The 26609-nt window shown below is 64.3% G+C and carries 26 protein-coding genes and 1 tRNA gene; 11 read left to right on the top strand and 16 right to left on the bottom strand.

From position 1 onward, the window contains the following. The first annotated feature begins 91 nt into the window (after nt 1–91). Both CXY70_RS13980 and CXY70_RS13975 read left to right on the top strand, forming a co-directional pair. Nucleotides 92–3025: a UPF0182 family protein gene (locus CXY70_RS13980; RefSeq protein WP_199183447.1), complete on the top strand. Its 2934-nt coding sequence runs from the start codon at nt 92–94 to the stop codon at nt 3023–3025. Between the two features lie 207 nt (nt 3026–3232). Further along, nucleotides 3233–3306 (top strand) — tRNA-Met (locus CXY70_RS13975). A gap of 104 nt (nt 3307–3410) precedes the next feature. On the opposite strand, the gene CXY70_RS18385 is transcribed toward CXY70_RS13975, so the two are convergent. The 12 genes from CXY70_RS18385 to CXY70_RS13920 all read right to left on the bottom strand — a co-directional run bounded on the left by CXY70_RS18385 (nt 3411) and on the right by CXY70_RS13920 (nt 14757). Continuing rightward, the gene (locus CXY70_RS18385; RefSeq protein ID WP_233205944.1) at nt 3411–3902 is read right to left on the bottom strand and encodes a TIGR00366 family protein; all 492 of its coding nucleotides are present in this window, start codon (nt 3900–3902) and stop codon (nt 3411–3413) included. Then, on the bottom strand, nt 3827–4129 hold the full coding sequence (locus tag CXY70_RS18380; protein WP_233205943.1) for a TIGR00366 family protein: 303 nt from the start codon (nt 4127–4129) through the stop codon (nt 3827–3829). The genes CXY70_RS18385 and CXY70_RS18380 overlap by 76 nt, the downstream gene beginning before the upstream one ends. A gap of 512 nt (nt 4130–4641) precedes the next feature. After that, complete coding sequence (locus CXY70_RS13965; protein WP_104192956.1) at nt 4642–4920, bottom strand: hypothetical protein; 279 nt, start codon at nt 4918–4920, stop codon at nt 4642–4644. Then, nucleotides 4921–5358, bottom strand: a complete 438-nt coding sequence (locus tag CXY70_RS13960; protein ID WP_104192955.1) for a right-handed parallel beta-helix repeat-containing protein — start codon at nt 5356–5358, stop codon at nt 4921–4923. A gap of 36 nt (nt 5359–5394) precedes the next feature. After that, nucleotides 5395–5679 (bottom strand): hypothetical protein, encoded by a 285-nt coding sequence (locus CXY70_RS17605; protein ID WP_146066140.1) that lies wholly within the window; start codon nt 5677–5679, stop codon nt 5395–5397. 964 nt (nt 5680–6643) lie between these two features. Then, nucleotides 6644–7783 carry a cysteine desulfurase family protein gene (locus CXY70_RS13950; RefSeq protein WP_104192953.1) on the bottom strand — a complete coding sequence of 380 codons (1140 nt, stop codon included), beginning with the start codon at nt 7781–7783 and terminating at the stop codon, nt 6644–6646. After that, entirely contained in the window at nt 7780–8667 is an 888-nt protein-coding gene (gene nadC, locus CXY70_RS13945; protein WP_104192952.1) for a carboxylating nicotinate-nucleotide diphosphorylase, read from the bottom strand. The genes CXY70_RS13950 and nadC overlap by 4 nt, the downstream gene beginning before the upstream one ends. Then, nucleotides 8661–10253, bottom strand: a complete 1593-nt coding sequence (gene nadB / locus CXY70_RS13940; RefSeq protein ID WP_104192951.1) for an L-aspartate oxidase — start codon at nt 10251–10253, stop codon at nt 8661–8663. The genes nadC and nadB overlap by 7 nt, the downstream gene beginning before the upstream one ends. Before the next feature lies 1 nt (nt 10254). Then, nucleotides 10255–11586 (bottom strand): quinolinate synthase NadA, encoded by a 1332-nt coding sequence (gene nadA, locus CXY70_RS13935; RefSeq protein ID WP_104192950.1) that lies wholly within the window; start codon nt 11584–11586, stop codon nt 10255–10257. 47 nt (nt 11587–11633) lie between these two features. Beyond that, on the bottom strand, nt 11634–12353 hold the full coding sequence (locus CXY70_RS13930; RefSeq protein WP_233205942.1) for an NUDIX domain-containing protein: 720 nt from the start codon (nt 12351–12353) through the stop codon (nt 11634–11636). An 87-nt stretch (nt 12354–12440) separates the two neighbouring features. Next, entirely contained in the window at nt 12441–13208 is a 768-nt protein-coding gene (locus tag CXY70_RS13925; protein ID WP_104192949.1) for a polyprenol monophosphomannose synthase, read from the bottom strand. A 4-nt stretch (nt 13209–13212) separates the two neighbouring features. Next, entirely contained in the window at nt 13213–14757 is a 1545-nt protein-coding gene (locus tag CXY70_RS13920) for a glycosyltransferase family 39 protein (protein WP_146066139.1), read from the bottom strand. Nucleotides 14758–15020: 263 nt separating this feature from the next. Here CXY70_RS13920 and CXY70_RS13915 point away from each other — a divergent pair, with 263 nt between their 5' ends. Then, nucleotides 15021–15869: a phosphatidylinositol-specific phospholipase C/glycerophosphodiester phosphodiesterase family protein gene (locus tag CXY70_RS13915; RefSeq protein WP_104192947.1), complete on the top strand. Its 849-nt coding sequence runs from the start codon at nt 15021–15023 to the stop codon at nt 15867–15869. Here CXY70_RS13915 and CXY70_RS17860 read toward each other — a convergent pair. Continuing rightward, a complete protein-coding gene (locus CXY70_RS17860) occupies nt 15832–16083 on the bottom strand; it encodes a hypothetical protein (protein WP_158250987.1) in 252 nt (83 codons plus the stop codon). The two genes, CXY70_RS13915 and CXY70_RS17860, sit on opposite strands and share 38 nt — an antisense overlap. Nucleotides 16084–16108: 25 nt before the next feature. On the opposite strand from CXY70_RS17860, the gene CXY70_RS13905 reads away from it, so the two are divergent. The 3 genes from CXY70_RS13905 (at nt 16109) to CXY70_RS13900 (ending at nt 17607) form a co-directional block, all read left to right on the top strand. Next, entirely contained in the window at nt 16109–16357 is a 249-nt protein-coding gene (locus CXY70_RS13905) for a hypothetical protein (RefSeq protein ID WP_104192945.1), read from the top strand. A 186-nt stretch (nt 16358–16543) separates the two neighbouring features. Next, on the top strand, nt 16544–16669 hold the full coding sequence (locus tag CXY70_RS18515; protein ID WP_255412044.1) for a hypothetical protein: 126 nt from the start codon (nt 16544–16546) through the stop codon (nt 16667–16669). A 107-nt stretch (nt 16670–16776) separates the two neighbouring features. Further along, complete coding sequence (locus CXY70_RS13900; protein WP_104192944.1) at nt 16777–17607, top strand: carbon-nitrogen hydrolase family protein; 831 nt, start codon at nt 16777–16779, stop codon at nt 17605–17607. 4 nt (nt 17608–17611) lie between these two features. Here the strand turns inward: CXY70_RS13900 and CXY70_RS13895 are convergent, their stop codons facing one another. Then, nucleotides 17612–18061 (bottom strand): ATP-dependent DNA ligase, encoded by a 450-nt coding sequence (locus CXY70_RS13895; RefSeq protein ID WP_369852637.1) that lies wholly within the window; start codon nt 18059–18061, stop codon nt 17612–17614. A 146-nt stretch (nt 18062–18207) separates the two neighbouring features. Beyond that, nucleotides 18208–19290, bottom strand: coding sequence for an alpha/beta fold hydrolase (locus CXY70_RS13890; RefSeq protein WP_158250986.1), 1083 nt, complete (start codon nt 19288–19290; stop codon nt 18208–18210). Nucleotides 19291–19496: 206 nt separating this feature from the next. Here CXY70_RS13890 and CXY70_RS13885 point away from each other — a divergent pair, with 206 nt between their 5' ends. Continuing rightward, nucleotides 19497–20570 carry an alkene reductase gene (locus tag CXY70_RS13885; protein WP_104192942.1) on the top strand — a complete coding sequence of 358 codons (1074 nt, stop codon included), beginning with the start codon at nt 19497–19499 and terminating at the stop codon, nt 20568–20570. Between the two features lie 141 nt (nt 20571–20711). Here CXY70_RS13885 and CXY70_RS13880 read toward each other — a convergent pair whose 3' ends face one another. Beyond that, complete coding sequence (locus tag CXY70_RS13880; protein ID WP_104192941.1) at nt 20712–21911, bottom strand: aminotransferase class I/II-fold pyridoxal phosphate-dependent enzyme; 1200 nt, start codon at nt 21909–21911, stop codon at nt 20712–20714. Between the two features lie 146 nt (nt 21912–22057). Here CXY70_RS13880 and CXY70_RS13875 point away from each other — a divergent pair, with 146 nt between their 5' ends. The 4 genes from CXY70_RS13875 to CXY70_RS13860 all read left to right on the top strand — a co-directional run bounded on the left by CXY70_RS13875 (nt 22058) and on the right by CXY70_RS13860 (nt 26596). Continuing rightward, a complete protein-coding gene (locus CXY70_RS13875; RefSeq protein WP_104192940.1) occupies nt 22058–23677 on the top strand; it encodes a trypsin-like peptidase domain-containing protein in 1620 nt (539 codons plus the stop codon). A 151-nt stretch (nt 23678–23828) separates the two neighbouring features. Then, a complete protein-coding gene (locus CXY70_RS13870; protein ID WP_104192939.1) occupies nt 23829–24857 on the top strand; it encodes a glycosyltransferase family 2 protein in 1029 nt (342 codons plus the stop codon). 4 nt (nt 24858–24861) lie between these two features. Then, a complete protein-coding gene (locus CXY70_RS13865; protein WP_104192938.1) occupies nt 24862–25686 on the top strand; it encodes a CDP-alcohol phosphatidyltransferase family protein in 825 nt (274 codons plus the stop codon). A 34-nt stretch (nt 25687–25720) separates the two neighbouring features. Then, nucleotides 25721–26596 (top strand): glycosyltransferase family 2 protein, encoded by an 876-nt coding sequence (locus tag CXY70_RS13860; protein WP_104192937.1) that lies wholly within the window; start codon nt 25721–25723, stop codon nt 26594–26596. The last annotated feature ends 13 nt before the right edge of the window (nt 26597–26609 follow it).

Raw genomic sequence — 26609 nt, 5'->3', positions numbered from 1 at the left:
CTCAGGGGTACTTAAGTAGGATAGGGGTCGACCCTGATCACGCGGTTTATGATCACCCTGTTCCTAATGACTGAGCGCAAGAGGCCAATACGTGAGTTCATCAGCAGCCGACAACGCCCCCCGGCGCAGCCGAGCCCCGCTAGCAATTACCGCAGCAATTATCGCGGGGTTGGTGATCCTGTTCTTTATCTTTGCCGGACTGTACACCGATGTCTTGTGGTTCGACCAACTCGGGTTCCTCAATGTGCTGACCACCCAGTGGATCGCCGGTTCGGTGCTCTTCCTGATCGGGTTTGTCGCCATGGCCGTGCCGGTCTGGGTGAGCATCCAGCTGGCTTATCGCCTGCGCCCGGTGTACGCGAAGCTCAACTCGCAGCTCGATCGCTACCAGCAGGTCATCGAGCCGCTGCGTCGCCTCGCGATGTACGGAATCCCCGCCCTTCTGGGCCTATTCGCCGGTGTGGCTGCCGCCACCCGCTGGCAGACCGTGCTCATGTGGCTCAACCGCACCGAGACTGGGCGCGTTGACCCGCAGTTCGGCTTTGACATTTCCTTCTACCTGATGGATCTGCCGTTTTACCAGGCCGTGCTCGCCTTCGCATCCGCTGTCGTACTCATCTCCGCCCTCGTCACGGTCGCGACCAGCTACCTGTACGGGTCCATCCGGGTATCCGGCCGCGAGGTGCTCATCTCCAAGGCTGCCCGCGTGCAGATCGCCGTCACGGCGGGCGTGTATCTGCTGTTGCAGGCCGTGAGCATCTGGTTCGACCAGTACTCCACCCTGACCAACCAGGGTTCGCTCATCACCGGCGCTGGCTACACCGACGTGAACGCCACCATCCCCGGCCGAGCCATTCTTGCCGGTATCGCCGCCGTCGTCGCCCTGCTCTTCATCCTCACGGCCATCATCGGCCGCTGGCGCCTGCCGGTCATCGGCACCGCGCTGCTCATCGTGTCGAGCCTGCTGATCGGCTCGCTCTACCCCTGGGTCGTCGAGCGTTTCCAGGTGGAGCCGAACGCGAAGGCGCTCGAAGCCGACTACATCGAGCGCAATATCGATCTCACCCGGGATGCCTATGATGTGGCCGACATTGAGGAGATTCCGTACAACGCGAAGACCACCGCTGAGCCGGGAGCCCTGCGTGCTGATGCCGCGACGACCGCGAACATTCGTATTCTCGACCCGGCCCTGGTCAGTGACTCGTTCCGTCAGCTCGAGCAGTTCCGCCAGTACTACCAGTTCCCCGACAACCTCAATGTCGACCGCTACGTGATCGACGGAGTGTCTCAGGACACCGTTGTTGCAGTGCGCGACCTCAACATCGATGGTCTGAATACCGGTAACACTTGGGTCAACTCGAAGACCGTCTACACCCACGGCTACGGAGTAGTTGCCGCCTACGGCAACCAACGCTCGGTCGATGGGCAGCCGGTGTTCCTCGAATCGGGCATCCCAACAAGCGGCGCGCTCGGTGACTTCGAACCGCGCATCTACTTCGGCGAAACCTCGCCCGAGTACTCGATCGTCGGTGATGAAGACGGCGCCAACCCGATCGAACTGGACTATCCCTCGGGCGCAGAGGGCGCTGGCCAGACGTACACGACGTTCTCCGGAGACGGCGGACCGAAACTCGACAATGCATTCAAGAAACTCATCTATGCGCTGAAGTTCCAGTCCGAGCAGATCTTCCTGGCCTCCTCGGTCAACGACCAGTCGGAGATTCTCTACGATCGTGACCCGGTCACCCGCGTGCAGAAAGTGGCGCCGTACCTGACGCTGGACTCCGACGCCTACCCCTCCGTCGTGGATAATCGGGTCGTCTGGATCGTTGACGGGTACACGACCTCGGCCAACTACCCCTACTCGACGCCGGTGAGCCTGAGTGAGGCTATCGCCGACACGCAGACACCACCGCAGCCGTACGCCCTCGACAGCATCAACTACATGCGCAACTCGGTCAAAGCCACCGTCGACGCCTACAGCGGTGAAGTCACCCTCTATGCCTGGGACGACGAAGAACCCCTCCTGCAGACCTGGCAGAAGATCTTCCCCTCGACGCTCAAGCCCATGAGCGAGATGAGCGGCGACCTCATGAGCCACGTGCGCTACCCGGCCGACCTGTTCAAGGTGCAGCGCGCCATTCTCGGCCAGTATCACGTGACCGACCCCGGGTCGTTCTACTCCAAAGACGACGCTTGGATCTCACCCAACGACCCGGATTCTCCGGCGACAAACCCCACCCTGCAGCCGCCTTACTACCTCACCATGCAGGTGCCCGGATCGGACAAGCCGTCATTCTCGCTGTATACAACTTTCCAGCCGGAAGCGACCGGTGAGTCCAGCCGTAACGTGCTTTATGGTTACCTCGCCGTAGACGCTGATGCTGGTGCTGAAGACGGCGTGCGGGCCGACGGGTATGGACAGCTCAGACTGCTCAACCTGCCCAAGGACGGCACCGTCCCCGGCCCCGGCCAGGTGCAAAACGTCTTCAACGCAGACCCGACCGTGTCAACCGAACTCAACCTACTGCGGCAGGGGTCATCGACCGTTCTCAACGGTAACCTGCTGACCCTCCCGGTCGGTGGCGGGCTGCTGTACGTGCAGCCGGTGTACGTGAAGTCCACCGGTGAGACCAGCTATCCGCTGCTGCAGAAGGTGCTCGTGGCCTTCGGTGACCAGATCGCGTTTGAAGACACCCTCGACGGTGCCCTCGACGTTCTGTTCGGCGGTGACTCGGGTGCGACTGCCGGTGACACCGACGTGCCAGACGACGCCACGACGAACAACGGCGCTGCACCGACCGACCCAGCGACTGATGGCGCTACCGGCGGTGCGGACGTGCCGACCGGATCGACCGGCAACGCGGCAACGGATGCCCAACTCAAGTCGCTGCTCGCCGTCGCCAAGACGGCGCTCGCCGATAAGGCAACCGCGCTCGCCGCCGGCAACTTCGCCGACTACGGCACCGCGGACGCCAAACTCTCCGAGACGATCGCGAGCATGCTCGCCCTGCTCGGCGAATAGCTTTACCCGCAAGAACTATCGCACGGCGTGCCGTACGCCCCCCTGCAAGCCCTCACCCGTCTCGGGTGGGGGCTTGCGGTTATTCGGCCCGGTGGTGTTTGATGCCTTTAGAGAATCGTTTTTCGACGCTAATTTGGGCACGAGTTTGCGATACCGACCCAAAGTGGTCGACCGCGCTTTCAGGGTGTGCTAAATTTGTACTTGTAGCGCGGGGTGGAGCAGTTCGGTAGCTCGCTGGGCTCATAACCCAGAGGTCGTAGGTTCAAATCCTGCCCCCGCAACAGATGCCCCCGGAACCCTTGGTTCCGGGGGCTTTTTCGTGCCCGAATTCAGTCAGGCAGCGAGGAGCCCATCAGGAATTCTCCCCGCTCATCCTGTCGGCGCACTAGGGGATGACCGGTGCCACGAACTCGAAGGTTCGTCCGAGCAGCCAGACCAGAAGCAATACCACCGGCAGGTGGAACATGAACTGCAGAAACGTGAATCCCACGAGATCTCGTGCCCTGAGGCCGAGGACGGCGAGCAGGGGCAGCATGAAGAACGGGTTGATGAGGTTGGGCAATGCCTCGGCCACGTTGTAAACCTGCACCGTCCAGCCCAGGTTCATCTGAACATCTGTGGCCGATTGCATGACATACGGTGCTTCCACCAACCATTTACCACCGTCCGAAGGCACGAAGATTCCCAGGATGACCGTGTACAGCGCGACAATTACTGTGAAGCCGCCGCCACCACCGACGCTGGTAAAGAATTCGGCCAGGTGCTTCGAGACGGTCATGCCCCCATTTCCGACTGCCCGGGTCAGAATTGCAGCCATGGCCGCGTAAAGCGGAAACTGAACCAGGATTCCGGCAGTGGCAGGAACAGCCTTGGACACAGCTTGGACAGGAACGCCACAAAACTCACTGCCGTCGCGGCGGACTGGGACACAGCCGCAAGCGTATCGATCAGCCGAGCCACCGGTCGGGACGTCGCCACGACGTACCCGGTCAAGACGACCATAGCCATTTGCAGGGTGAACGCCGTCAGGTCCCAAAAGCCGTTGCCGAAAGAATCGACGATGATCTGCGGGCTTGAACCATTAGCCAGGGCGGCGACGGCCACGAGAGTACACCGACGAGGGCGAAGATATACACATCCGGAAACCATTTCTGAGTCCAACCTGCCAGAGACTGGGCCACACGCGCCAGCCCCTTCTCCGTGCGAATTTGTGGGACGGTAGCCGTCACGGTGGATCTCTCTCCTTTGAGGCGAGTGTGCACACGCGATGGCGCGATTGGGGATGGTCGCACCCCAATGGGGATGAAGAGTCATTTGCAGGCGAGGTGCGGCGCGATGGGCATGTCAAGTTGGTCAGATTTCCCGGCGTACCGTCAAGCCAGAACGCGTCAGGACCTGCTCAAGCCGGCTGGAAAAAACTTCTTGTAAATATGTCGGGTGCGGGACGACCGCTGATGAAGTCTTCGGGAGTCAGTTCTTCAGGACTGTGAAACTTGAAAGTACAGGGAATAGGGCCGGATCTTTTCAGGTCTATGAGCATCCTCATTGACCCGGTCTTCTCTCACTGCGCGGTCACCTGAGCTCTTGACTGACAAGCGAAGAGGTTTGGCTTATTGTCATGACGACGTCAGGTTATGCTTTCGACGCCATGGGCCCTCGCACGCTACGTTCGAAACGCCCTCGGCAGCACCGGTCGCGGTGTTGCTGCACTCGACGCGATTGGTCAGCTCTGGCGTGAGCGAATAACCGAAGCCCGGCCCGTTCACTGCGGCGGTGTTGTTGCGAAAGACATTGTCCTTGCCCCAGCCCTCGATGATCTCATGGGTCTGAAAACCATCCCGCAGCGAATTCCCCAGGTTGAAATCGACGACCCAGCCGTTGCCCTTAATGTCCATCTATGAGTCGGCTTCGCTCAGAGATGACCCGTCGAACGTGTTATTGCTGACAATTCCGTTGCTCGTGCCTTCCTTCACATCGACGCCTTCCGCCGTGGTCTGCGAGAACGTATTGCCGCTCACGGTATTGCGATCGCTGCGATCCGGCAAGCATCCGCTGATGTCGCACCAATTGCTCTCGGCGGTGCCGATATAGACTCCTTCGCCGAATTTCGGTTTACACAGCCCCGTGTCGAATACGGTATTCTCGACAATCAGATTGTCGGTGCTGAACCGTTGCAGGTGGATGGCCTCGTCGCCGATCGTCGACACGTTCAGGCCGCGGAAGGTGGATTCAACGGTTCCGTCGGCCATCACCCCCTTCTGCCCGTTGGTAATGGAAAAGCCCAACAGGTTCCAGTACTGGGCGCCGTCAAGGTGCAAGACGTAGCCGTTCATCGGATCACCGCCGTCGAGAACGCTGTCGGATCCGCCTCACAGCGTGATCGGCTCTTCAATGGTGCCCGAGGTCGACGCGACGAAGTTGCCCTGGTAGTTTCCGGCGGCCAGCATGATTAGATCGCCGGGAGCGGCATCGATGAGTGCCGAGTTCAATTCTTCAGCGGATGCAACCTCGGTCGTGGCGCGGGCGCAGCCGGCGTCGGTCCGTGGTCGCGCGGAGACGGTGGGTCTGGGGGTTGGGGCAGAGGACGGAGCGGAGGACGCGCCTGCGGTCGACGTTGGACCGAGGGAGACAGCCCCGCCCTGCGCCCCCGGCAACCGACGCCCAGACGAGCCCGATGACTAAGGCTCCGCCCAGAAACGCAGCACAAGGCCAGCCAGGGTCGAGTCGTGAGCAGCTGTTTCACGTAGAAAGTTCCATTTCGTCAGGTCCGAACGATCGCGGTGAGTGCTTCTGGAGTTGTTCGGTGTGGTGTGCACCATATTTCGGTTCTGCGGCGGAAGCGGGGACGGTACGGGTTGGATCGAGGTCGGCAGCATCGACCACGCCAAGGTCAGGCTACTCATTGGAGCCAGATTGGCGTACGGATGCACGATTTCCGTGCGCTTGCGTCGAATGCCCGTACCGGCGGTGATGAGTACCAGAAGTCCCAGGCTGAGCTATGACAGTGAGCGGCTGAAAAATGCTCCGTAGTATGACATCCAGCGGTTTCGTGCTTCTCCATCCGTCGAGATCATTGTCGGCGCTGATCGTCCCCTCCGCGCGGGAGACGTCGATACCGCTCGGTCCCGTACCCGACACAGTGCGCCCATAACGTCGATACCGTACCGACCATTCGCGACGATCGTTGAACTGCTGATGGAGTTGTTTCCATAGATACCAATCGGGTTTCCAGTCGCATTGGGCCCGAGCGAGGGCGTTCGTCAACCGTACCGCCGTCGAAACCGGCACCGCAGTAGCACTTGCAGACGCCGGGAGGGGAGCGGCGAGCGAACAGAAAATCATTACGGCGGCGGCCAAAAGAGAACTGGCGCGAATGACAGAGCCGCCCGGCTGGGCATATTCAGGAGCAAAAATACTGTGATGTTGCGAACGTGACACGAGGGGTAGCTCCTCGCTGAGTGAATGCGCCACGTCGGCCGTCGGCGAGAATGATCAGCGGCGTTCCATCGGGCCCATCACGAGTACCCCCAACAAAGGAGTGCTGGCTTATGGTGCCAGTTTTGTTCTTTGAATGCGAAAGTCAAGCTTTCAGCGGCTGTCCCAGCCGCAGCACAGACTTCACGCGCCGAGGCGCGCCACCGCGGCGACAGCGGCGCGAACGGATGCGGCTGCCTCAGCTGTCTCCGCCGCCGTCGTACCAGCACCCAGCGTGAACCGCACCGCCGTTTGAGCCAGGTCGGCGGGCAGTCCCATGGCGGTGAGCACGTGCGAGGGCTCGCTGCTGCCGGCCGCGCAGGCGGAGCCGCTGGAGCACACGATGCCGCGCTGTTCAAGCTCAAGAAGCACCGCCTCGCCGCTCGTGCCGGGAAAGACAAACGACGCGGTGCCTGGCAGCCGTTGGGTCGGATGGCCGGTGAGCCGGGCTGAGGGTGTCTCGCGCAGCACGGTACCGATGAACTCGTCGCGGAGGGTGCTTGTGATCCGGGCCACGTCAGTTCGTTCCGCGCCAGCCAGGCGGAGGGCCGCAGCCAGGGCGAGGGCGCCGGCAACGTTCTCGGTGCCGCTGCGCTTGCCGCGCTCCTGGCCGCCACCGTGCAGCAGCGGTTCGATGGGGAGGCGTCCGCGCAGAAAGACCGCTCCGATTCCGGGGGGAGCGCCTAGTTTGTGTCCGGAGATGCTCAGCGCGTCGACGCCGAGCGTGCTGACGTCCAGGTCGAGCCAGCCGCCGGCCTGCACAGCGTCGGTGTGGATGGGCACGCCGGCAGCGCGCGCGACAGCAGCCAGTTCGACCAGCGGCTGCACGGTGCCCACCTCGTTGTTGGCGTAGTGCACCGAGATCAACGTGGTGTCGGGGCGCACAGCGCGGGCGAGGGCCTCTGGGGCGACGCGGCCGGCAGCATCCACCGGCAACAGGGTGATCTGAAAACCGTGCAGGCGGCGCAGGTAGTCACAGGATTCGAGTACGGCTTCGTGCTCGATCGAAGTGGTCACGATGTGGCGGCCGCGCGGGGCGCCGAGGGCGATTCCCTTGATGGCGAGGTTGTCGCTTTCGGTGCCGCCGCTCGTGAAAACGACCTCGCCGGGGCGGCAGCCGAGCGACCGGGCGACGCTGCGGCGCGCCTCCAGCAGCGCGGCGGCGGCGGCCTCACCAACCTGATGGTGGCTCGACGGGTTGCCGAACCCGTTGAGCTGCGGCCACATTGCTTCGAGTGCCTCGCGGCGCACCGGTGTCGTCGCGGCATTGTCCAGATAAATCATGGGTTCGAAAGGGCAAACCCTGCCGGAGCGTTCACCCGGATGGCGATGTCCAGGCCGAGGTCGAGAGAGTGCACGCTGTGCGTGAGCGCGCCGACCGAGATGACATCGACACCGGATGCGGCAATCTCGCGCACCGTCCCCAGCGACACGCCGCCGCTGGCCTCGACGATCGCCCGCCCGGCGATCTGCTGCACACCTTTAAGCAGATCCTCCGGGCCGAAATTGTCGAGCATGATCGTGTCGATACCGGCCGCGAGCACGTCGTCAATCTGGTCCAGTCGGTCGACCTCCACCTCGAAATGGGTGGTGTGGGAGAGGCGGGCGCGCACTTCCAGCAGTGCTTCGGTGAGGCCGAGTGGACCGGCCGCCAGCACGGCGAGGTGATTATCCTTGGCCATGACGGTGTCGGAGAGGCTGAACCGATGGTTGTGCCCGCCGCCATCGCGCACGGCTGCGCGTTCGAGAGCGCGCAAGCCGGGGGTGGTCTTGCGGGTGTCGACGATGCGGGCGTGTGTGCCGGCCGTCTCGGCGACGTACTGGGCGGTGAGGGTGGCGATTCCGCTCATCCGCTGCACGAAGTTGAGTCCGATGCGCTCAGCCTGCAGGATGCCGCGGGCCGGGCCGGTCACCTCGGCGAGCGTGTCGCCGCTCTCGAACCGATCGCCGTCGGTGACGAACTGGTGCACCTCGATGCGGGGGTCGGTCAAGCGAAAGGCCGCGGCGAACACGGCACCGCCGCTGAACACGCCGGGTTCGCGCGCTTCAAGTTTGGCCGTCGCGACGGCGTCCTGGGGAATGAGCACGGCCGAGGTGAGGTCGCCCCAGGGGGCGTCTTCGTCGAGGGCGGCCTGCACGACGAGATCGATGGAGTGTTGGGTCAGCATGCGATGGCCTCCTTGGCCGGAACGAGTTCGAGTGATTGCGAGCGGGACCAGGCCAGTTCGACCCGGGTTTCGGAGAAGTCCGCACGGAAGTGTGCGCCGCGGGACTCTTCGCGGGCTAGGGCGGCGGCCACGAGCAGCCGGGCGAGGTCCAGCAGGTTGCGGTCTTCGAGGGCGGCGACCGACGTGCTGGTGGCGGGTGGTGAGGACCAGTCGCCGAGTATGGCGGCGGCGCCTCTCAAGCCGGTACCGGAACGGTGTACGCCGGCACAATCCCAGAGCAGTCGCTGCAATTGTGTGCGATTGATCAGCGTTTTGAGATCGGCCGGCAGTTGCGCCGTCTCGACCATCGGACGGTAAAGATCCGCGGGTTGGGTCGCGTCGAAGATCTGGGTTGGGGTGGTGTGCGTGCGAATCGGCCACGGTTGCCCCAGCGCGCGCACGGCGCGGTCCGCGAACACGGCGGCCTCGAGCAGCGAGTTGGAGGCGAGCCGGTTGGCGCCGTGCGCTCCCGTGCGAGCCACTTCGCCGACGGCGAAGAGTCCGGGCAGACTGGTGCGAGCCCAGGTATCCGTTTCGACGCCGCCCATCCAGTAGTGCGCGGCCGGCGCCACGGGAATTGGATCGACTGCCCAATCCAGCCCCGCCGCCCGGCAGGCGGCCGTGATCGTTGGGAATCGGGTTTCCAGCAGGTCGCGGCCGAGTGCGGTCGCATCGAGCAGCACCGGGGCACCGTTTTGACGTTCCATCTGGCGGGCGATGGCGCGGGCGACGACGTCGCGCGGCGCGAGTTCAGCGTCGGGGTGCTCGGCGAGCATGAAGCGCTGGCCGAGCTGATCGCGCAACACAGCGCCCTCGCCGCGCACCGCCTCAGACACCAGCGGAGTGCCCGGTACCGCGAGGGCGGTCGGGTGAAACTGATAAAACTCCACATCGGCGACGGATGCCCCGGCTCTATACGCCGCAGCCACCCCGTCGCCGGTCGCGACTACGGGATTGGTGGTGTGCGTGTACAGCGCGCCGGCGCCGCCGGTGGCCAGAATTACGGCGTCGGCGGTCAGCGAGAGTTGCACGCCGTTGGGGCCGAGCACCCGGGCTCCGACCACGTTGTCCCGGTCGAGAATCAGATCGACGAGCATCGTGTGCTCGTGCACCTCGATCGCAGCTCGGCGTCGAACAGTGGCTACGAGCGCGGCTTCGACCGCTGCGCCGGTTGCGTCACCGCCGGCGTGCACGACCCGTGAGCGGGAGTGAGCCGCTTCAAGGCCGCGGGCCACACCGGATTCATCCCGGTCGAAGTCCACCCCGAAACGAATGAGGTCGCGCACCCGCGCCGGACCTTCCGCACAGAGCACCCGCACGGCGGCCGGGTCGCAGAGTCCTGCGCCGGCGCGCAGCGTGTCGAGCACGTGCGAGTCGACCGAGTCGTCGCGAAACAGGGCAGCGGCGATGCCGCCCTGCGCGTACCGGGTATTGCTTTCAGGCAGAACCGACTTGGTGACGAGCACGACCCGGTGGCCGGCATCCGCTGCCCGCACGGCGGCAAGCAGCCCGCCGAGGCCGCTGCCGATGACGAGAATCGTCGCCATGTCAGACGCCGACGGTGCTCAAGACCGGCGCAGCGGATGCCGGCGGCCGGGCTGCGAGCATCCGCTCGAGGGCAAGTCGGGCGTGATCGGCGACATCGGCCGAGACCGTGATCTGGTTGAGCACCCGACCTGGCGCTTCGCCACCGCCCACGAGTGCTTCGAGCACCCAGGCCAGGTAGCCGGCGTGGATACGGTACATGGTCGAGCAGGGGCAGATCACCGGGTCGAGGCAGAAGATCTCATGCTCGGGATACTGGGCGGCGAGCCGGTTCACGAGGTTGATCTCGGTACCGATCGCAAAGGTCGTGCCGGCCGGAGCTGCGGCGATCGCCTTGGCGATGAAGTCGGTGGATCCGGCCGAGTCGGCGGCGTCGACGACCTCCATCGGGCATTCCGGGTGAACCAAGACCCGCACGCCGGGGTGTTCAGCGCGGGCGGCTTGGATCTGCGGCACGGTGAAGCGGCGGTGCACGCTGCAGAAGCCGTGCCAGAGCACGACCCGGGCGTCATCGAGCCCGGCCGCAGTGTTGCCGCCCAGGGGCTTGGTCGGGTTCCACATCGGCATCTGCTTCAGTGGAACGCCCATAGCCTTGGCGGTATTGCGGCCGAGGTGCTGGTCCGGAAAGAACAGAACCCGCTGGCCACGTTCGAACGCCCACTCGAGCACGGCCTGGGCGTTCGACGAGGTGCAGACAATGCCGCCGTGCTCGCCGCAAAATCCTTTGAGTGCCGCGGAGGAATTCATGTAGGTGACCGGAATCACCGGAACCCGGCCTGAGGCATCCGGAGCCGTGCCGTAGAGCTCCTCGAGCTGCTCCCAACACTCGGTGACCGAGTCGATGTCGGCCATGTCGGCCATGGAACAGCCGGCGGCGAGGTTGGGCAGGATCACGGCCTGGTCGCCGCCCGAGAGCAGGTCAGCGGTTTCTGCCATGAAGTGCACGCCGCAGAACACAATCGCGGCGGCGTCGGGACGGCTCTTTGTGGCCTGGGCCAGCTGAAAGCTGTCGCCGACAAAATCCGCGTGCCGCAGCACCTCATCGCGCTGGTAGAAGTGACCGAGAATGACTACCGAGTCGCCGAGCGCGTTCTTGGCTTCGACGATGCGGGCGCTGAGTTCCTCCGGTAAGGCGGTGCGATAGCGCTCCGGCAGTGCTCCCTGGCGGGGCGACCCGGCCGGAATCACGTCGCCCATCGAGGAACCGGGCCCATAGCCGGGCGCGGCCGCGTCAAACTCCCACGGAGGGGTTGCCAGGTCGGTGCTGCACGTGCTGCCGGCGGCTTTGCCGGTGCTGATGAGACGAATGGTCGTCTCGACCGAAGGAATTGTCATGGTCCTGCTCCTTGAGAATGAAGAGGGGTGAGGGGTGAGGGGTTGAGCTAGCGGGTTGGTCCGGGTGGGTCATGCTCGCTGGCCCGGTCGTCGTAGCGGTAGAGCCGTGCTGGGCGATGCCGCGCCCCGGCCACGTGTTGGTCGGTGCTGATCAGGCTGCCGCTCGCCTCTATCGACCGGCGGAAATTGGCCGGGTCAAGCGCTTTTTGCAGTACAGCCTCGTGTACCTCGCGCAGCTGGGCGAGGGTGAACGTGTCGCCGAGAAAGGCATGCGCGATGCGGGCGTATTCCACCTTGGTACGCAGCCGCCAGAGCGCGTATTCCACGATGCGGTTGTGGTCGAAGGCGAGCGGAGGAAGTCTGTCCGCGGCAAACCAGCGCACGTTTTCTCCGACAGATGCCCGCTCCGCGACTTCGGAACGCACGAGCGCCCAGTAGACGACGGAGACCACGCGCAGCCCGGGAGAGCGGTCGATATCGCCAAAGGTGTACAACTGCTCAAGGTACCTCGGCGAGAGCTCGGTCGTCTCACGCAGGGTGCGGGCGGCGGCCGCCGCAAGTTCCTCGTCGGCTGGCAGCCAGCCGCCGGGCAGCGCCCAGAGGCCCAGATGCGGCTCGCGGGTACGACGCACCAGGGGCAGCCACAAGGTCTTGCGTCCCGACGTATCGTCGTGGCGCAGGGTGAAGATCACCGTTGAGACGGCCAGGGTTGCGTGAGCGCTCCCGCGCGCGAGCGGGCTCTGCTCGGTCAGACGGTGCTCCAGCACGGGAATCCAGTCGTAAAGGTCGGAATGACTTTAACTGCTGGAACCATCATATAGTCAATTTGACTCAAACACCGAAATATGTCTTATTCAGGCTTGACGTGCGGCCGCGGCGGCCTCGCGTGCGCCGGTTCGGCTGATGCCCATACCCATCACGCCCCACAGTGTTACGCGGGCCATCGCCTCGACGGCGATGCGTGGACTCATCTTCGACGCTCCGCGTACCCGCTCGACGAACGTGATCGGCACTTCGACCACGCGCAGGTCGGCCCGCACGGCGTGCAGGAGCATCTCGATCTGAAAACAGTAGCCGAGGCTGTCCACGCTGGACAGGTCCATCCGCTCGAGAGCCAGGGCCGAGTACACCCGGTAGCCGCCGGTAGCGTCTCGTTGTGGCAGCCGCAACAGCAGCCGGGAATAGAACGACCCTCCGCGGGAGAGCGCGCGCCGGTGCCAGGGCCAATTCTCGATGGCCCCGCCGGGTACCCAGCGTGACCCCATCACGACATCGGCCGTGTCGGCCGCTGCCAGCAAACTCGTGAGCTGCTCTGGCAAGTGGGAGCCGTCGGCATCGATCTGCACGAGCTGGGTGTAGCCGCGGGACAGGGCCCAGCCGAAGCCATCGAGGTACGCCGCTCCGAGGCCGGTCTTTTCGGTGCGGTGCAGCACGTGAACGCTCGGATCCCGGGCCGCGAGGCTGTCTGCGAGTGCGCCGGTGCCGTCGGGGGAGGAATCATCGACGACCAGGATGTGTACGTCGGGCACACTGGAACGCAGTCGATCTACGATCGATTCGATGTTCTCGGCCTCGTTGAAGGTCGGAACCAGTACCAGGGTGGTCGGCACGGGAGTGGTCATGGGGTTACCTCGTCATTTCAATGATGCGGGTGCGATTGAGCAGCGTCGTCTCGGCAACGTGGAATCCCTGCAGGGTGAGCGTCTGGACATCCGTTCCTCGGCGCGATTCTCCACTGCCTGAATATTGCAGCAGCCAGATCCGGTCGAGGTCCGCGACGGTCGGCAGGACGTCGGACAGCGGTGCGACATCGTCCCAGAGCCAGCCCGTCTCGGCATAAGACCGGGTCAGCGTCAGGTCCTTCAGGCCGACGAACGCGTCGGGGTACACGTGCATGGCCAGCCGTGGCACCCGCGATGGCCGCACACTCTGGTCGAACACGACGCCGTCACCGGGCGCAGCCCTGGCCGCCATGACTTCGGCCACCTGGCGCCAGTCGCTTCCCTCGTTCTTGCCGAAATCACCACGCTGCACGACGTAGGCCGGCACGATCACAACTACGAGCGCCGCAACGGCGAGGGCGCGCAGCCACTTCGTGGTGAGCGCGGCCACGCCCACGGCAATCACCACGCCTACCGCAGGGGCGCACAGAGACAGGTAGCGCAGCGAATACATCGGGGTGACCACCTGGGTGCCGATCAGCAGAATGGCGCTCGGCAGCATCATCCAGGCCAGAAAGATCGACAGTGCGGCGCGATCAGGCAGGCCGGCCCGATGCAGGCCGGAACGGCGCAGAAACACCACGAGAACGGCCACGACGATGAGTGACCAGGCCATGATCGCCACCGGAATAGTGTCAAACCACTGCATCACCGCCGCCTCGGTCACCGTGACCGTCGGGCGCCGGCCGATGAACGCGATCTGTTCGCGCTGCGACGTTCCAATCAAAATGATCGGGGCGGCCAGCAGTAGCCCGAATGCGCTCGCCCCCAGCCAGGCGACAACGTTGCGCCCAAGCAGATGTCGACGGGCCGCCACCACAACCACCACAGCGTGTACCGGCAACAGCAGAGCCAAAAACAGGAAGACATACATTCCGAGGGCGAGCAGGAGGGAGTAACCCAGCCAAAGAGTGACCTGTCGGCGGCGAGAGGCTGTGCCGCTGCGGAGCGCGTGCACGAGCAGCACCGTGAGCCAGACCGCGATGGCCGTCGCGATGGCGGTGGATCGTGCTTCGGCGCCCATGTAGGTGACCCGGGGAAGCAGGGCAAAGATCAGTCCGCCGCTGATGGCCACGCGTGACCCCATGAAGAATCGCGCTAGAACGACGGTCCCCGCAGCGGCGACTCCGATCGCGATCGCGCTCGGCAGCCGGGTGGAGATTTCGGAGCCGCCGAACAGGTCGATCCAGCCGTGCAGGAACAGGTAGTACAGGCCGTGCACGGCATCGATGTTGTCGAGCAGTCCGAACAGCGAGGAGAACGATCGTTCGGCCGACATGATGCTCGCCGCCTCATCGCCCCAGTAGGACGGCTGCCAGGACCACGCGAACGACACGAAGAACGCCACCAGTCCGACAAGAAGCGCTGACCGAGCCGGGGGACTGAGCGTGAAATGGCGTCGACCGATTCGGCTTCTGGCCACAACACGTGGTGCGAGAACGGTAGTCACCGTTTTAACCTACCCAGTAAAGGTTAACGACAGCCTCGCAATGACCCCGAGTTGCATGCCCGGACCAATCCGTTTGGCGTTCACTGTCGGCAGCCCGCGGCCAGCCAGCGAGAGGCTCTTCCAATTCGGCGGCAGCCATGATCACAGCGGTCCGGGTCTCAGGACCGCGGTTCATCGTTCGTTTGCCGTTCGGACACATGGTGCGGATAAACCTGAGAACGATGCGCCTCCGCGTAGATACCTTCGCCCGGAAAGAGACTTCCATGTTTTCCAGACTTACCCCTTCGGTTCTCATCGCTCTTGTCGCTGTTACGAGCGTCACCGGGGCCTCAGCACCCGTGGCGGAAGCACCGGCGGTCGTCCTTGGCACCCCGCAGAATGCCGCCCATGCCCACAACGACTACGAGCATGATCGCCCCCTGGTCGATGCCCTCGAACAGGGATTCACCAGCGTAGAAGCCGATGTCTGGCTGGTGGACGGTGAACTTCTCGTCGCCCACGATCTCGAGGATGTGCAACCGGGCGTCACCCTGGAAAGCCTTTACCTTGATCCGCTGTCCGAGCTTGTGCGTGGGCACGGTCGCAGTGTTTACTCGGGATGGGAGGGCAGCTTTCAGCTCCTGATCGACATCAAGAGCGACGGGGAGAGCGCCTACGCCGCGATCGAGAAAAACCTGGCAGAGCACCGCTCCATCATGACGCGGTACAGCAACGGCAAGACTAAAATCGCACCGGTCACCGCCGTCGTCAGCGGCAATCGATCCCTGGATACGATGCAAGATCTGAACTCGCGGTTCGCTTTCTACGATGGACGTTCTGCTGACCTCGCATCTGGATTATCGGCTGATCTCATGCCGCTGGTCAGCGACAACTGGAACAAGCTCTTCGTCTGGCAGGGTGTGGGCTCGATGCCGGCGAGCGAAAAAATCAAGCTGGGCGAATACGTGGAGCTGGCGCACGCCCAGGGCTACCGCGTGCGCTTCTGGGGGACTTTGGACGTGCCAGGCGCAGCCCGCGAGGCCATCTGGACGGAGCTGCACGCGGCCGGCGTCGACCACATCAACACCGATGACCTCAATGCCCTGGCAAAGTTTCTCGGGAGCCGGGGCTAGCCAGCAGCGTGTTTTTTGCGCCCAGGGGCAGCGCCCTGCTGGGGCTGGTCTTCTCGAGTACGAAATCCTTGCCAAGGCCGTCGACCTTGGCCCGCAGGCGCAGGCGCAGGCGCAGGCGGCGGTCGACGACGCTTCGCGTCAGAAGGCGCTGGAGGCCGGCAGAGCGAATCTCTCGGCCTCCCTCTTTGAGCGGGTCGTCATCTGTGGTTTTCAATGACCCTCAGCTGGATAACTCCACCGTGGGAAAGCCGCTCGGTGCCAACGCCTGGCAGCAGCTTGCGGTTCGTTCGGAGTCCGTCGAGATCATCACCAACACGGGCCAACAAGCCGTAGGTCGGGCGATCGGAACGTCGGCGGACCACCCCGGATTGACGGTGGTCACCACCTACACCGCCAACGCGGACGAGCAATGGATCACCGCCGAGACCGAGTTCCGCAACACCACGGCGATTGCTCTTCCCGTTTGGGTGGGTGACGCCATGGACTAGGACGCCGCCGGCCAGCGCAGCGGCGTTGCGGGGCATCCGCTGATCAATACGGGCTCGGCCGCCAGCTTCGATCCGACCGGGTCGTGGATCGGCCAGACCGGAACCGGCACGGACCAGCAGACGTATGGGCTGATTTACACCGCGGAGACCGGAAAGTTCACCGGCTACGGTTTTCGGAACTGGATCATGAGCAAAATCCAGGTAGAGATTCCCGGTGGTGCCAGCCACACTCTCAGCCGCAGGGTGGTCGTCGCTCCAAACGGTGGAGCCGAGAACCCATTCGCCGTACTCGGCCAGCTCGCGATCGGGTAGCTGGAGCCTGAATACAGCTTCTGCTTCCCGATTTCGTTCGGGTCGCTGACCAGCTCTTCTACGGATCTAGCCAGAGCTGGATCGAAAACTCCCGCTAGGCTTTCGCCATGAATAACGCCGTGAAACCCAACGAAACCAGCACGGTCGGCGTTGCAGTGGCCCAGTTCGCACCGACGAACGATCGGGCGCACAATCGTGCCGTGCTGCGACAGCTCGCCACCACAGCCGCAGCGCGCGGCGCCCACCTCGTGGTCTTTCCCGAGTACTCCGCCTTCTTCGAGCCGAAACTTGGGCGGTCGTTTGTGGCGGCAGCCGAACCGCTCGACGGAGAATTCGTTACGGCGCTGGCCGCGCTCGCCGCAGAACTGAGCGTTCATATTGTGGCTGGCATGCTTGAAACGACCGCAGACCCGGCCCGGTTTTCCAACACTCTCGTCGCCGTCGACCCAACCGGACGCATCGTGGCGACCTACCGCAAACTGCACCTCTACGATGCGTTCGGCGATCGCGAATCCCAGTGGGTGCTGCCGGGTACAGTGACCGACCCGGAGATTTTCGACGTCGGCGGGCTGCGGGTGGCCCTGCAAACCTGCTACGACGTGCGTTTTCCCGAAGTTACGCGTCGGCTCGTCGATGCTGGGGCCACCCTGGTGCTCGTGCCGTCCGAGTGGGTGCGGGGCCCTCTCAAAGAACACCACTGGCGCACCTTGCTCACGGCCCGGGCATTGGAAAACACTGTTTTTCTGGCCGCGGCCGATCACACACCGCCGATCGGAATCGGCACCAGCCTCATCGTTGACCCGATGGGCGTTGCACTGGTCAGTCTTGGTGAAAGCGCGGATGTCGCCGTCGCGTTCCTGGCGCCAGAGCGGGTCGCCGCCGTGCGGGCGATCAATCCGGCCCTCGCGCTGCGTCGCTTCGCCGTTGTTCCGCGCTGAATGCTCAGCGTTCGGTGACACTCGCCTTGGTTGCGCGGGCCTGTGCGGCCGCTCGGATGCCGATGGCCGGTTCGATTTTGCCAGCCGCGTTTGCGTCGACTGCGGCGCTCTCTTCGGCGGTGACGACTAGTCCTTGGGCGCTGTTGGCCGAACGGGTGAGCTGGGCGACCCAGTTCGGGTTAATGGACGGCGCGTGGCCACCGGCAAACTTGAAATACAGCGGAATCGCCGGATGCATCCAGGCTGAGCTGCGGCCGTCACCGACCACCGCGGCGTCACGCCAGGACAGCAGAAAGCTCTCGCCGCGGCGCAGTTTTTGAATGATCACAAGCTGCAGGTGTGCCAGCATTCTGTCTTCGAATTCCACGACGACACGGTCATACGTGAGAGAACCCATGATCGCCACTTCCACTTGGATAATCGGTTGCACCTTGATCGGTTGCACGTTGATCATGTGCACTGGCTGGAATCCGGAATCCGGAATCCGGAATCCGGAATCCGGAAGCCAGATGCCGCAGGCGGGATCGAATGAAAGCGAGGGCTGCACCGTGGCGTGGAACCGGATACCACACCCTACTGTCCTCTGTTCGGGGGGTAAATTCAAGGTTTTAAGAAAGTGCCCGGCTCACTCGTGATCGCCACGATCGGCAGCGGAACGGCGAATTCGAGCCGGAGCAGGACTTCGAGCGGGCGTTCGATCTGACCGAAATGCCCGGCTCCTGCAATGGTGCTGATCACGCAGTTCGGCACGGCAGCGCGCAATCGTTCGTCATCGTCGGCCGTTACGAACACATCGTGGTCACCGTGCACCGAACGCACCGGGCAGCAGATTTGCGCCCACCGGGCGTCTGCGTCGTAGGCGCCAGCCCGCACGGCCGCTCGAACGAACCCAGCTGGCCTAACCTCGTTGCCGAGCGCTGCAACGACCGTCGAGGCTACAGCCTCCGGCCAGCTGAACAGCGGGGCTACAAGGGCGCGTAGCAGACCGAGTCGCGCGACCGCCCGCACCAGGCCTAGACCGAGGGGACCGGCGAGGTGCAGCATCCGCATGGTCAAGAGCAGCGCCGTGAACGCAGGCAACACAGAGAACTGGCGAATCGGGTGACGAACGCTGTCCTGGATCGAAAACGAGGTAGCGGAGACCAGACCGACGGATGCCGTGGCGCGCTTTTCGCTCGCCGCCAACTGCAGCGCGATGAACCCGCCCATGGAGTGTCCGACAACGTTCCAGCGTTCGTAGCCGAGGGAGCGCGCTGTGTCGGCGACCAGCTCGGCCATCGACTCGACGCCAAATGCCGACTCGTCGGGGGCCATGGGGGAGTCGCCCCACCCTGGCAGGTCGGGAATGATGAGATCGGCCAGGTCGCGGCTGGTCGCATCGGCGGCCTGCAACAGGGGGGTCCACGTCGTCCATGACCCGGCGGCGCCGTGCAGCAGAATGGTTGCGGTGTCGCTCGCGGTGCGGCGCCCGTGCCGAACCACGACCGTCCCGCCCCGAAGGCGCATGGTGCTCGTGGTCAGCCCGAAGTGACGAGCATCGGCGTCGAGGGGAAAGGGACTGTACCCCAGCACTGTGGCGGGTGGCGCTGGCTGGGGCCGGGCGGGCACCAGTGCGCCGGGCGTGGAAGCATCCAGGGCACCGAGCGGTGCCACGGCGTAGTTTCGGGTCGCTGGTGGAGACATCAAAATGCTCATGGTGGTAGTTCGGTGCCGCGGTCAAAGCGGATTGCCTAATCGCATGACCCGAGCAGCCGAACAGACAGTCAATTGGCAGGCAGGAATATCGTGCGGCTGCAATCCGTTTTGCCTACGGATGTACAGGACCTCCTGAAGTCTCCCAGAAGAACGAGTCCGGTCTGACTGACCGGATAATTTAGAAAGACGTGCCCGTGAAACTCTTTTCTCCGCTTAACCTTGGCGACCTTGAACTGCCCAACCGTCTCGTCATGGCGCCGCTGACCCGCATCCGCTCCGGCCAGTCTGGTGTTCCCGGGGAGCTCGTTGCCCGGTACTACACGCAGCGCGCCTCGCTCGGCCTGATCGTGAGCGAAGGTACCTACCCGAGCCACGCCGGCCAGGGTTTCACTGGCCAACCCGGGCTCGTCGAACCCGAACAGCTCGCCGGCTGGAAAATCGTCACCGACTCGGTGCACGCCGCTGGCGGCCGCATCGTCGCCCAGATCATGCACGCCGGCCGGGTCACGCACGAAGCGACCACCGGTGGCTACCCGGTCGTCGCGCCGAGCGCCATCGCCGTCAAAGGCACCACGCGCACCTATGACGGCAAGAAGGACTACCCGGTGCCACACGCTCTGACTATCGACGCGCTGGGCGGCATTCTGGACGAATTCGTGCAGGCCTCGAAGAACGCCATCGCGGCCGGATTCGACGGCGTCGAGGTGCACGGTGCCAACGGCTACCTGCTCCATGAGTTCCTGTCGCCAGCTTCCAACGTGCGAGACGATTCCTTTGGCGGCTCGCCCGAAAAGCGCGCCGCGTTCGTCATCGACGTGGTGACCGCAGTCGCCCTGGCGATCGGCGCCGATCGGGTGGGCCTTCGTATCTCACCAGAGCACAACATCCAAGATGCGCTCGAAACGGATGCCGACGACGTCACTGCCACCTATGGCGTTCTTGTCGACGGGCTTGCCCCGCTCGACTTGGCGTACCTGAGCGTGCTCCATGCCGACCCACGAAGTGAATTCGTGCAAAACCTGCGCGCCCGCTTTGACGGTGTCTTCCTGATCAACAGCGGCTTCAGCGTCATCACCGCGCGTGACGAAGCCCTCGCCCTCGTGCATGACGACATCGCTGACGCCGTCGTGGTCGGTCGTGCGGCCATTGCCAATCCCGACCTGGTACGTCGCTGGCGTGACGACCTGCCCGTGAACGAGCCCAACCCGCTCACCTACTACGCCGACGGCGCAGAGGGCTATACCGACTACCCGGCCCTGGCTTCCTAACCCTTCGCCCAACCCACCTCACTCAGGTCGTGAGCATAACTCCTGCAATTCGGGGGCGGTCGGCGAAAATTCCGCGTCATTCGCGGGGTTTAGAACGCGCTGCCACACAAATTGCAGGAGTTATGCACACGGGGTATGCGGTTAGCTTCGGGACAGGGCCGCGAGCTGCTCCGACGCCTGCTCCAGGAGCTTTACCTTCTTGCAGTAGGCGAAGCGCACCAGGGGGGCGTATTCCGAGCGGTGGGCGGGGGAGCAGAAGGCGGTGATCGGCACCGCGACCACACCAGCCAGCTCCGGCAGGCTTCGGCACAGTGCTTCGCCATCCGTGAAACCGAGCGGCGTCGCATCCGCCACGATGAAGTATGAGCCCTGCGGCAGCGTGATTTCGAAGCCGGCGGCGCGAAGCCCGGTAGCAAGCACATCGCGCTTGTGCTTCAAGTCGGCGGCAATGCGCGTGAAGTACGAATCGGGAAGGTCGAGCCCCGCTGCGATCGCGGGTTGAAACGGCGCCGCATTCACATAGGTGAGAAACTGTTTGACCGCGAGGATTGCCGTGATTATCGAAGAAGGGCCAGAGACCCAGCCCACCTTCCAACCGGTAAGGCTGAACGTCTTACCGCCCGAGGAAATGGTGACCGTTCGATCCCAGGCGCCCGGCAGAGTTGCGATCGGAATGTGCGGCGCGTGGAACGTGAGGTGCTCGTACACCTCGTCCGTGACGATGATCGCGTTGTGATGTTGCGCGAGCTCGACGATCAGCTCCAAAGCTTGCCGGGAGAAAACCGCGCCGGTGGGATTGTGTGGATCGTTCACGATGATCAGCCGGGTGCGGTCGGTGACGGTTGCCCGCAGCACGTCGAGGTCCGGTTGAAAGTCAGGTGCCCGCAGCGGCACTGGTCGATGGATACCACCGCCGAGGCCGATCAGACCGCCGTAGGCGTCGTAGAACGGCTCAAAAGTGACGACTTCATCCCCCGGCTCGATCAGTGCCAGAATGGTGGCTGCGAGAGCTTCCGTGGCCCCCGCCGTGACGAGAATTTCGCTGCCCGGGTCGAGGGCCAGCGCATAGAAACGGTGCTGGTGCCGGGCGATCGCCTCCAGCAGCACCGGCTGGCCCCGGCCGGGCGGATACTGGTTGACCCCGTCGCTGATGGCTTGGCGGGCCGCCTCGAGCACTGCGGCTGGCCCGTCTTCATCGGGAAAACCCTGACCGAGGTTGATCGCACCGGTGCGCACCGCGAGTGCACTCATCTCGGCGAAGATGCTGGCTGCAACGGTGCCGTCAGCGGCGAGAAGTCCAGCTCCGCGAGCCGTGCGTCGCCACGCACCGGAAATGGTCATCGCTGGCTTGCCTGTGTCGAGTGCTGCATGGCTTCCAAACTATCGCTTAGGCAACGTCTCGGCATGATCATTGAATGCTCACAGTGTGTACATATCGAACGTTCAGGTTTGGGCGCAAAGCTGGCAACGCTTGGAAGGAGCACCCGATGACCGACAACACTAAAGATTCCGGCACCACCCCTGATCCGGCTGATGATACCGCCGCTTTTGCTGTGAATGACTCCGGCGAGGCTACCCCACCCACCGCCCGACCGACCGTACCGACTACCGACGCCCCGGCCGCGCCCTCCGCCCCGACCGCGCCGCCGGCGAATGTCGAGCCCACTGTGCCGGTCGTGAACGCCCCGACCCTGCCGACTCACGACGTCCCCGACGCCGCTCAAACCGTTGCCTACCCGACGGATGCCTTCGGTCGCCCGATCGAGTCCCCCACAGCGTCGAGCTCCGCTTATGCTCCGAGCGCCTCGCCGCAGGCGTATGCGACCGCGGACTCGTACCCCACGGATGCCTTTCCCGGCCAGCCCTTCGCCTCCAATAAGAGCAAGGAACCCGGTCGGCGCAAAGGCAGCGTCGCGTTGATCGCCGCGCTCGCCATCGGTGCCTTGGTCGGCGGATCGTCCGGCGCCGGCATCACCGCCCTGATGATGAATGGCCAAAACAACGGCGTACCGGTCAGCGAGGCCTCCGGCCCCAGCAATGTCGTGGTGAACAACACCAAGAGCGTCAACCAGATCACCGCCGTCGCGGCCAAAGCCTCGCCGAGTGTCGTGACCATCGACGTATCCAGCAGTTCCTCCGGCGGAACCGGATCCGGCGTGATTCTCAGCGATGACGGCTACGTGCTCACCAACACCCACGTGGTCACCCTCGACGGCGCCGCCTCCGACGTGAAAATCGAGGTCAAGAGCAATGACGGCAAGCTGTACGCCGCCACCATGGTTGGCACCGACCCGATTTCCGACCTCGCCGTGATCAAACTGACCGACGCCAGCGGACTCACCCCGATTACCTGGGGCGATTCCTCCGAGCTCAACGTCGGTGACAGCGCCATCGCCATCGGCGCCCCGCTCGGACTCTCCGGCACGGTCACCGACGGTATTGTCAGCGCCCTCAACCGCAGCATTACCGTCGCGAGCTCGGCCGCGCCGAGCTCGCCTGACGCCACAACGCCCGACGAAGGACAGAGCCAGAACCCCTTCTTCTTCGACTTTCCAAACCAGGACGGCACCCAGTCGCAGGGCTCCCAGACCGCTACCGCCAGCATTGCGCTCCCGGTGATTCAAACGGATGCCGCCATCAACCCGGGCAACTCCGGTGGCGCCCTGCTCAACGGCAGCGGTGAACTGATCGGCATCAACGTAGCCATCGCCAGCGCCGGCTCCACCACCGCGTCGGCGGCGGCTGGCAGCATCGGTGTTGGATTCTCCATTCCGTCGAACTTCGCTAAGCGCATTTCCGACGAGATCATCGCCAACGGCACGGCCACCCACGGCCTGCTCGGTGCGAGCGTCAAGGACGCGTCCAGTTCGACCAGCAGCACCGTCGGTGCGCTCATCAGCGAGGTCACGTCCGGTGGCGCCGCAGCCGAGGCCGGTCTGGCCGCCGACGATGTCATCACCAACTTCAACGGTGTACCGATTACGGACTCGATCGACCTCACCGCACAGGTGCGGGTGCTCCCGGCCGGCGCCAGCGCCGATCTCACCTACGTGCGGGACGGCAAGTCGGTCACCGTCTCGGTCACGGTCGGCGCGCTGACCAGCTAACCGCTCGTTCCTTCCCCGCAATCGCGTCGCCGGCCCGCCGGCGGCGCGATTGCGCGTCTACCACCAGGCGCACAGCCATTTCGTGGGCTGGTAGGCTCGATCGTCCTACCCAATAACCGGAAAGCTGGCCAGCCAGGTGCACCAACGTGGTATGGGATTTCTTCCCGGGGTGTCGTATGTGATGCCAGTGCTCAACGAGGCGACGCACGTGCGAGCCGCCGTCGAGAGCCTGCTGGCCCAAGACTTCGAGGGCCCGTTCGAGGTCACTCTGGCGCTCGGACCGAGCATCGATGGCACGACCGAACTGGTCGAAGAAATGGCCGCGGTTGACTCGCGAATCCGGGTCGTGCCCAACGATATCGGCTCGACTCCGGCGGGCCTGAACATCGCCATTCGCGCGTCGCAGTATGCGGTAGTGATTCGTGTCGATGCTCATTCGGTGCTGCCGCCCGATTACGCCCGCATCGCCGTGGAGACGCTCGAGCGTACCGGTGCCGACAACGTCGGCGGCATCATGGATGCCCGCGGCATCAGCGCATTCGAGCGTGCGGTGGCCCGCGCGTACGGTGCCCGCATCGGTCTCGGCGGCACCCCGCACCACGTTGGCGGGGCTGCGGGCGCCGCCGAAACCGTCTACCTCGGATGTTTTCGCACCGCGAGCATCCTCGCTGTCGGATTGTTTGATGAGGACGTCAAGCGCGGTCAGGACTGGGACCTCAACCGGCGCCTCCGTGAAGCCGGCGGCCTTGTCTGGTTCACCCCCGAATTGCGTGTGCTGTATCGTCCGAGGCCGACGCTGCCCCAACTGGCCCGGCAGATGCTCTCGACCGGGCTCTGGCGCGGCGAACTGGCCCGTCGGTATCCGGCGGCCAACGGCATCCGCTATTTTGTGCCGCCGGCCATGGTTCTGGCGGTTGCTGTCGGGCTGCTCCTCGGAGTGGTCGGAATCGTGCAGGTGGCAGTCGGAGCGGCACCGTGGTTGTTCCTCGGTCTCATAGTTCCCATAGGGTATATGGGCATCGTGGTGGCCGCGACGCTCGCGGTGGCCAGGCCGGACGGAATTCGTACCTCCCTGAATTTTCTCGTAGTCTTGCCCTGCATTCACTTCTGCTGGGGGGTCGGGTTTGTGTTCGGGTATCTCAAACTCACCAGCAACATCACGGCACACACGGGAAGGTGAGCAGATGACCAGTTCGCCCAAGACGGCGCATCGGCGCATGGCCCGACCGGAATCGATCGCTCAGCTGCGCGCGGTGGCTCAGCCGCCCGAAGTGCGCCTGCGTGCCAACGCCGAGCACTGGACGGCGAGCCTGTATCTGCGCGACCTGTCTCCGTACCTCACCTGGGTGCTGCTGAAAACCCGCATCTCCGCCAACGGTGTGACCGCGCTGATGATCCTCGCCGGCTGGTCGACTGCCGCAGCCCTGCTCATTCCCGGAATCTGGGGGGCGCTGCTCGCCCTCGCGCTCAGCCAGGTGCAGATGCTCATCGACTGCTGCGACGGCGAAGTGGCGCGGTGGCGTGGCACGTCCTCGCCGGCCGGGGTGTTCCTCGACAAGGTCGGGCACTACTCCACCGAGTCGCTTATTCCCATCGCCTTCGGAATTCGGGCGGCTGCGTACCCGTTCGACGTGCCCGAGGATTTTTTGTGGACCAGCCTTGCGCTCTTGCTTGCATTGATCATCGTACTGAACAAGGCGCTCAACGACATGGTGCACGTGGCACGGGCCAATGCCGGATTGACCAAGCTCGCCGACACCCACGGCGAGAAGACTCCGACCTCGAGCGTGATCGCCCGGGTACGCCGACTCGCCCGTTTCGTACCCTTCCATCGCCTCTACCACTCGGTTGAACTGACCATGGTCATCTTCGCCGCTGCCGTCGTCGGACTATTTCTCGGGCAGCCGCTCGTCGACCGGACCGTGTTGATGATACTGGTGCCGCTCGCGTTCCTATCGCTCATCGGCCATTTCGTGGCCATCATGGCGTCCAAGCGTGTCCGTTCCTGACGCAACGGCCGGCGCTGTACCGGCAGGCGGTGCAATGGCCGGCGATGTGACGGTCGGAGTGGTGGTTTTGACCCAGGGCACCCGTCCGGGTGATCTTGATCGGGGCATCCGCTCGGTGCTCGCTCAGCAGGGAGTGATCCTCGACGTGGTCTGCGTCGGTAATGGTTGGCAACCGACCGGACTGCCGGTCGGCGTGCGGTCCCTCGGGCTGCCGACCAATTTAGGCATTCCAGCCGGTCGTAACCGCGGCGTTTCGCTCGTGACCGGGGAATACCTGTTCTTCCTCGACGACGATGCGAGCATTCCCGACCCGCATTTCTTGATCGAGGCGATCGGCAAGATGCGCGCCGACCCGAAAATCGGGCTGCTGCAGCCTCGGGTCGAAGACCCGGCGGGAATCGAATCGCCGCGTCGGTGGATTCCCCGCATCCGCAAGGGTGAAGCCACCTCGCCCGGACGGGTGTTCTCGGTCTGGGAGGGCGCCGTTCTGCTGCCGCGCAGCGTCTTCGACGCGACTGGAGGCTGGGCCGAACCATTTTTCTACGCGCACGAAGGCATCGAACTGGCGTGGCGGGTCTGGGATCTGGGCTTGGTGGCGTGGTACGCCGGTGACCTCGTCGCCAACCACCCGGTCATCCTGCCGACCCGCCACGCCGATTACTATCGGCTGAATGCCCGCAACCGGGTCTGGCTGGCTCGTCGCAACCTTCCGGTTCCGTTGGTGCCGCTGTACGTGGCCTCGTGGACGGCCATTCAGGTGCTGCGCTGGGCACCGAACAATCGTCTGGCGCTGCGTGCCTGGTTTGGTGGCTGGCGCGAAGGGTGGAGCCGCGACCCGGGGCAGCGGCGTCGATTACGTGCACACACGGTGTGGCGGATGACCTGGGCCGGGCGCCCGCCGATCATCTAACGAAAGGTAGGCT

The sequence above is a fragment of the Cryobacterium sp. Y82 genome (genome assembly GCF_002929495.1).
Classification (GTDB): domain Bacteria; phylum Actinomycetota; class Actinomycetes; order Actinomycetales; family Microbacteriaceae; genus Cryobacterium; species Cryobacterium serini.
The sequence above is the reverse complement of the archived record's forward strand: the minus strand, read 5'-3'. Positions and strand labels throughout refer to the sequence as shown.

Coding starts and splice junctions, on each gene's coding strand:
- CXY70_RS13965 (WP_104192956.1), bottom strand. CDS start 4,920: ATGGACATTAAGGGCAACGGCTGGGTCGTCGATTTCAACCTGGGGAAT.
- CXY70_RS13960 (WP_104192955.1), bottom strand. CDS start 5,358: ATGAACGGCTACGTCTTGCACCTTGACGGCGCCCAGTACTGGAACCTG.
- CXY70_RS13950 (WP_104192953.1), bottom strand. CDS start 7,783: ATGATTTATCTGGACAATGCCGCGACGACACCGGTGCGCCGCGAGGCA.
- nadC (WP_104192952.1), bottom strand. CDS start 8,667: ATGCTGACCCAACACTCCATCGATCTCGTCGTGCAGGCCGCCCTCGAC.
- nadB (WP_104192951.1), bottom strand. CDS start 10,253: ATGGCGACGATTCTCGTCATCGGCAGCGGCCTCGGCGGGCTGCTTGCC.
- nadA (WP_104192950.1), bottom strand. CDS start 11,586: ATGACAATTCCTTCGGTCGAGACGACCATTCGTCTCATCAGCACCGGC.
- CXY70_RS13925 (WP_104192949.1), bottom strand. CDS start 13,208: ATGACCACTCCCGTGCCGACCACCCTGGTACTGGTTCCGACCTTCAAC.
- CXY70_RS13915 (WP_104192947.1), top strand. CDS start 15,021: ATGTTTTCCAGACTTACCCCTTCGGTTCTCATCGCTCTTGTCGCTGTT.
- CXY70_RS18515 (WP_255412044.1), top strand. CDS start 16,544: ATGAGCAAAATCCAGGTAGAGATTCCCGGTGGTGCCAGCCACACTCTC.
- CXY70_RS13900 (WP_104192944.1), top strand. CDS start 16,777: ATGAATAACGCCGTGAAACCCAACGAAACCAGCACGGTCGGCGTTGCA.
- CXY70_RS13895 (WP_369852637.1), bottom strand. CDS start 18,061: ATGATCAACGTGCAACCGATCAAGGTGCAACCGATTATCCAAGTGGAA.
- CXY70_RS13890 (WP_158250986.1), bottom strand. CDS start 19,290: ATGTCTCCACCAGCGACCCGAAACTACGCCGTGGCACCGCTCGGTGCC.
- CXY70_RS13880 (WP_104192941.1), bottom strand. CDS start 21,911: ATGACCATTTCCGGTGCGTGGCGACGCACGGCTCGCGGAGCTGGACTT.
- CXY70_RS13875 (WP_104192940.1), top strand. CDS start 22,058: ATGACCGACAACACTAAAGATTCCGGCACCACCCCTGATCCGGCTGAT.
- CXY70_RS13870 (WP_104192939.1), top strand. CDS start 23,829: ATGGGATTTCTTCCCGGGGTGTCGTATGTGATGCCAGTGCTCAACGAG.
- CXY70_RS13865 (WP_104192938.1), top strand. CDS start 24,862: ATGACCAGTTCGCCCAAGACGGCGCATCGGCGCATGGCCCGACCGGAA.
- CXY70_RS13860 (WP_104192937.1), top strand. CDS start 25,721: ATGGCCGGCGATGTGACGGTCGGAGTGGTGGTTTTGACCCAGGGCACC.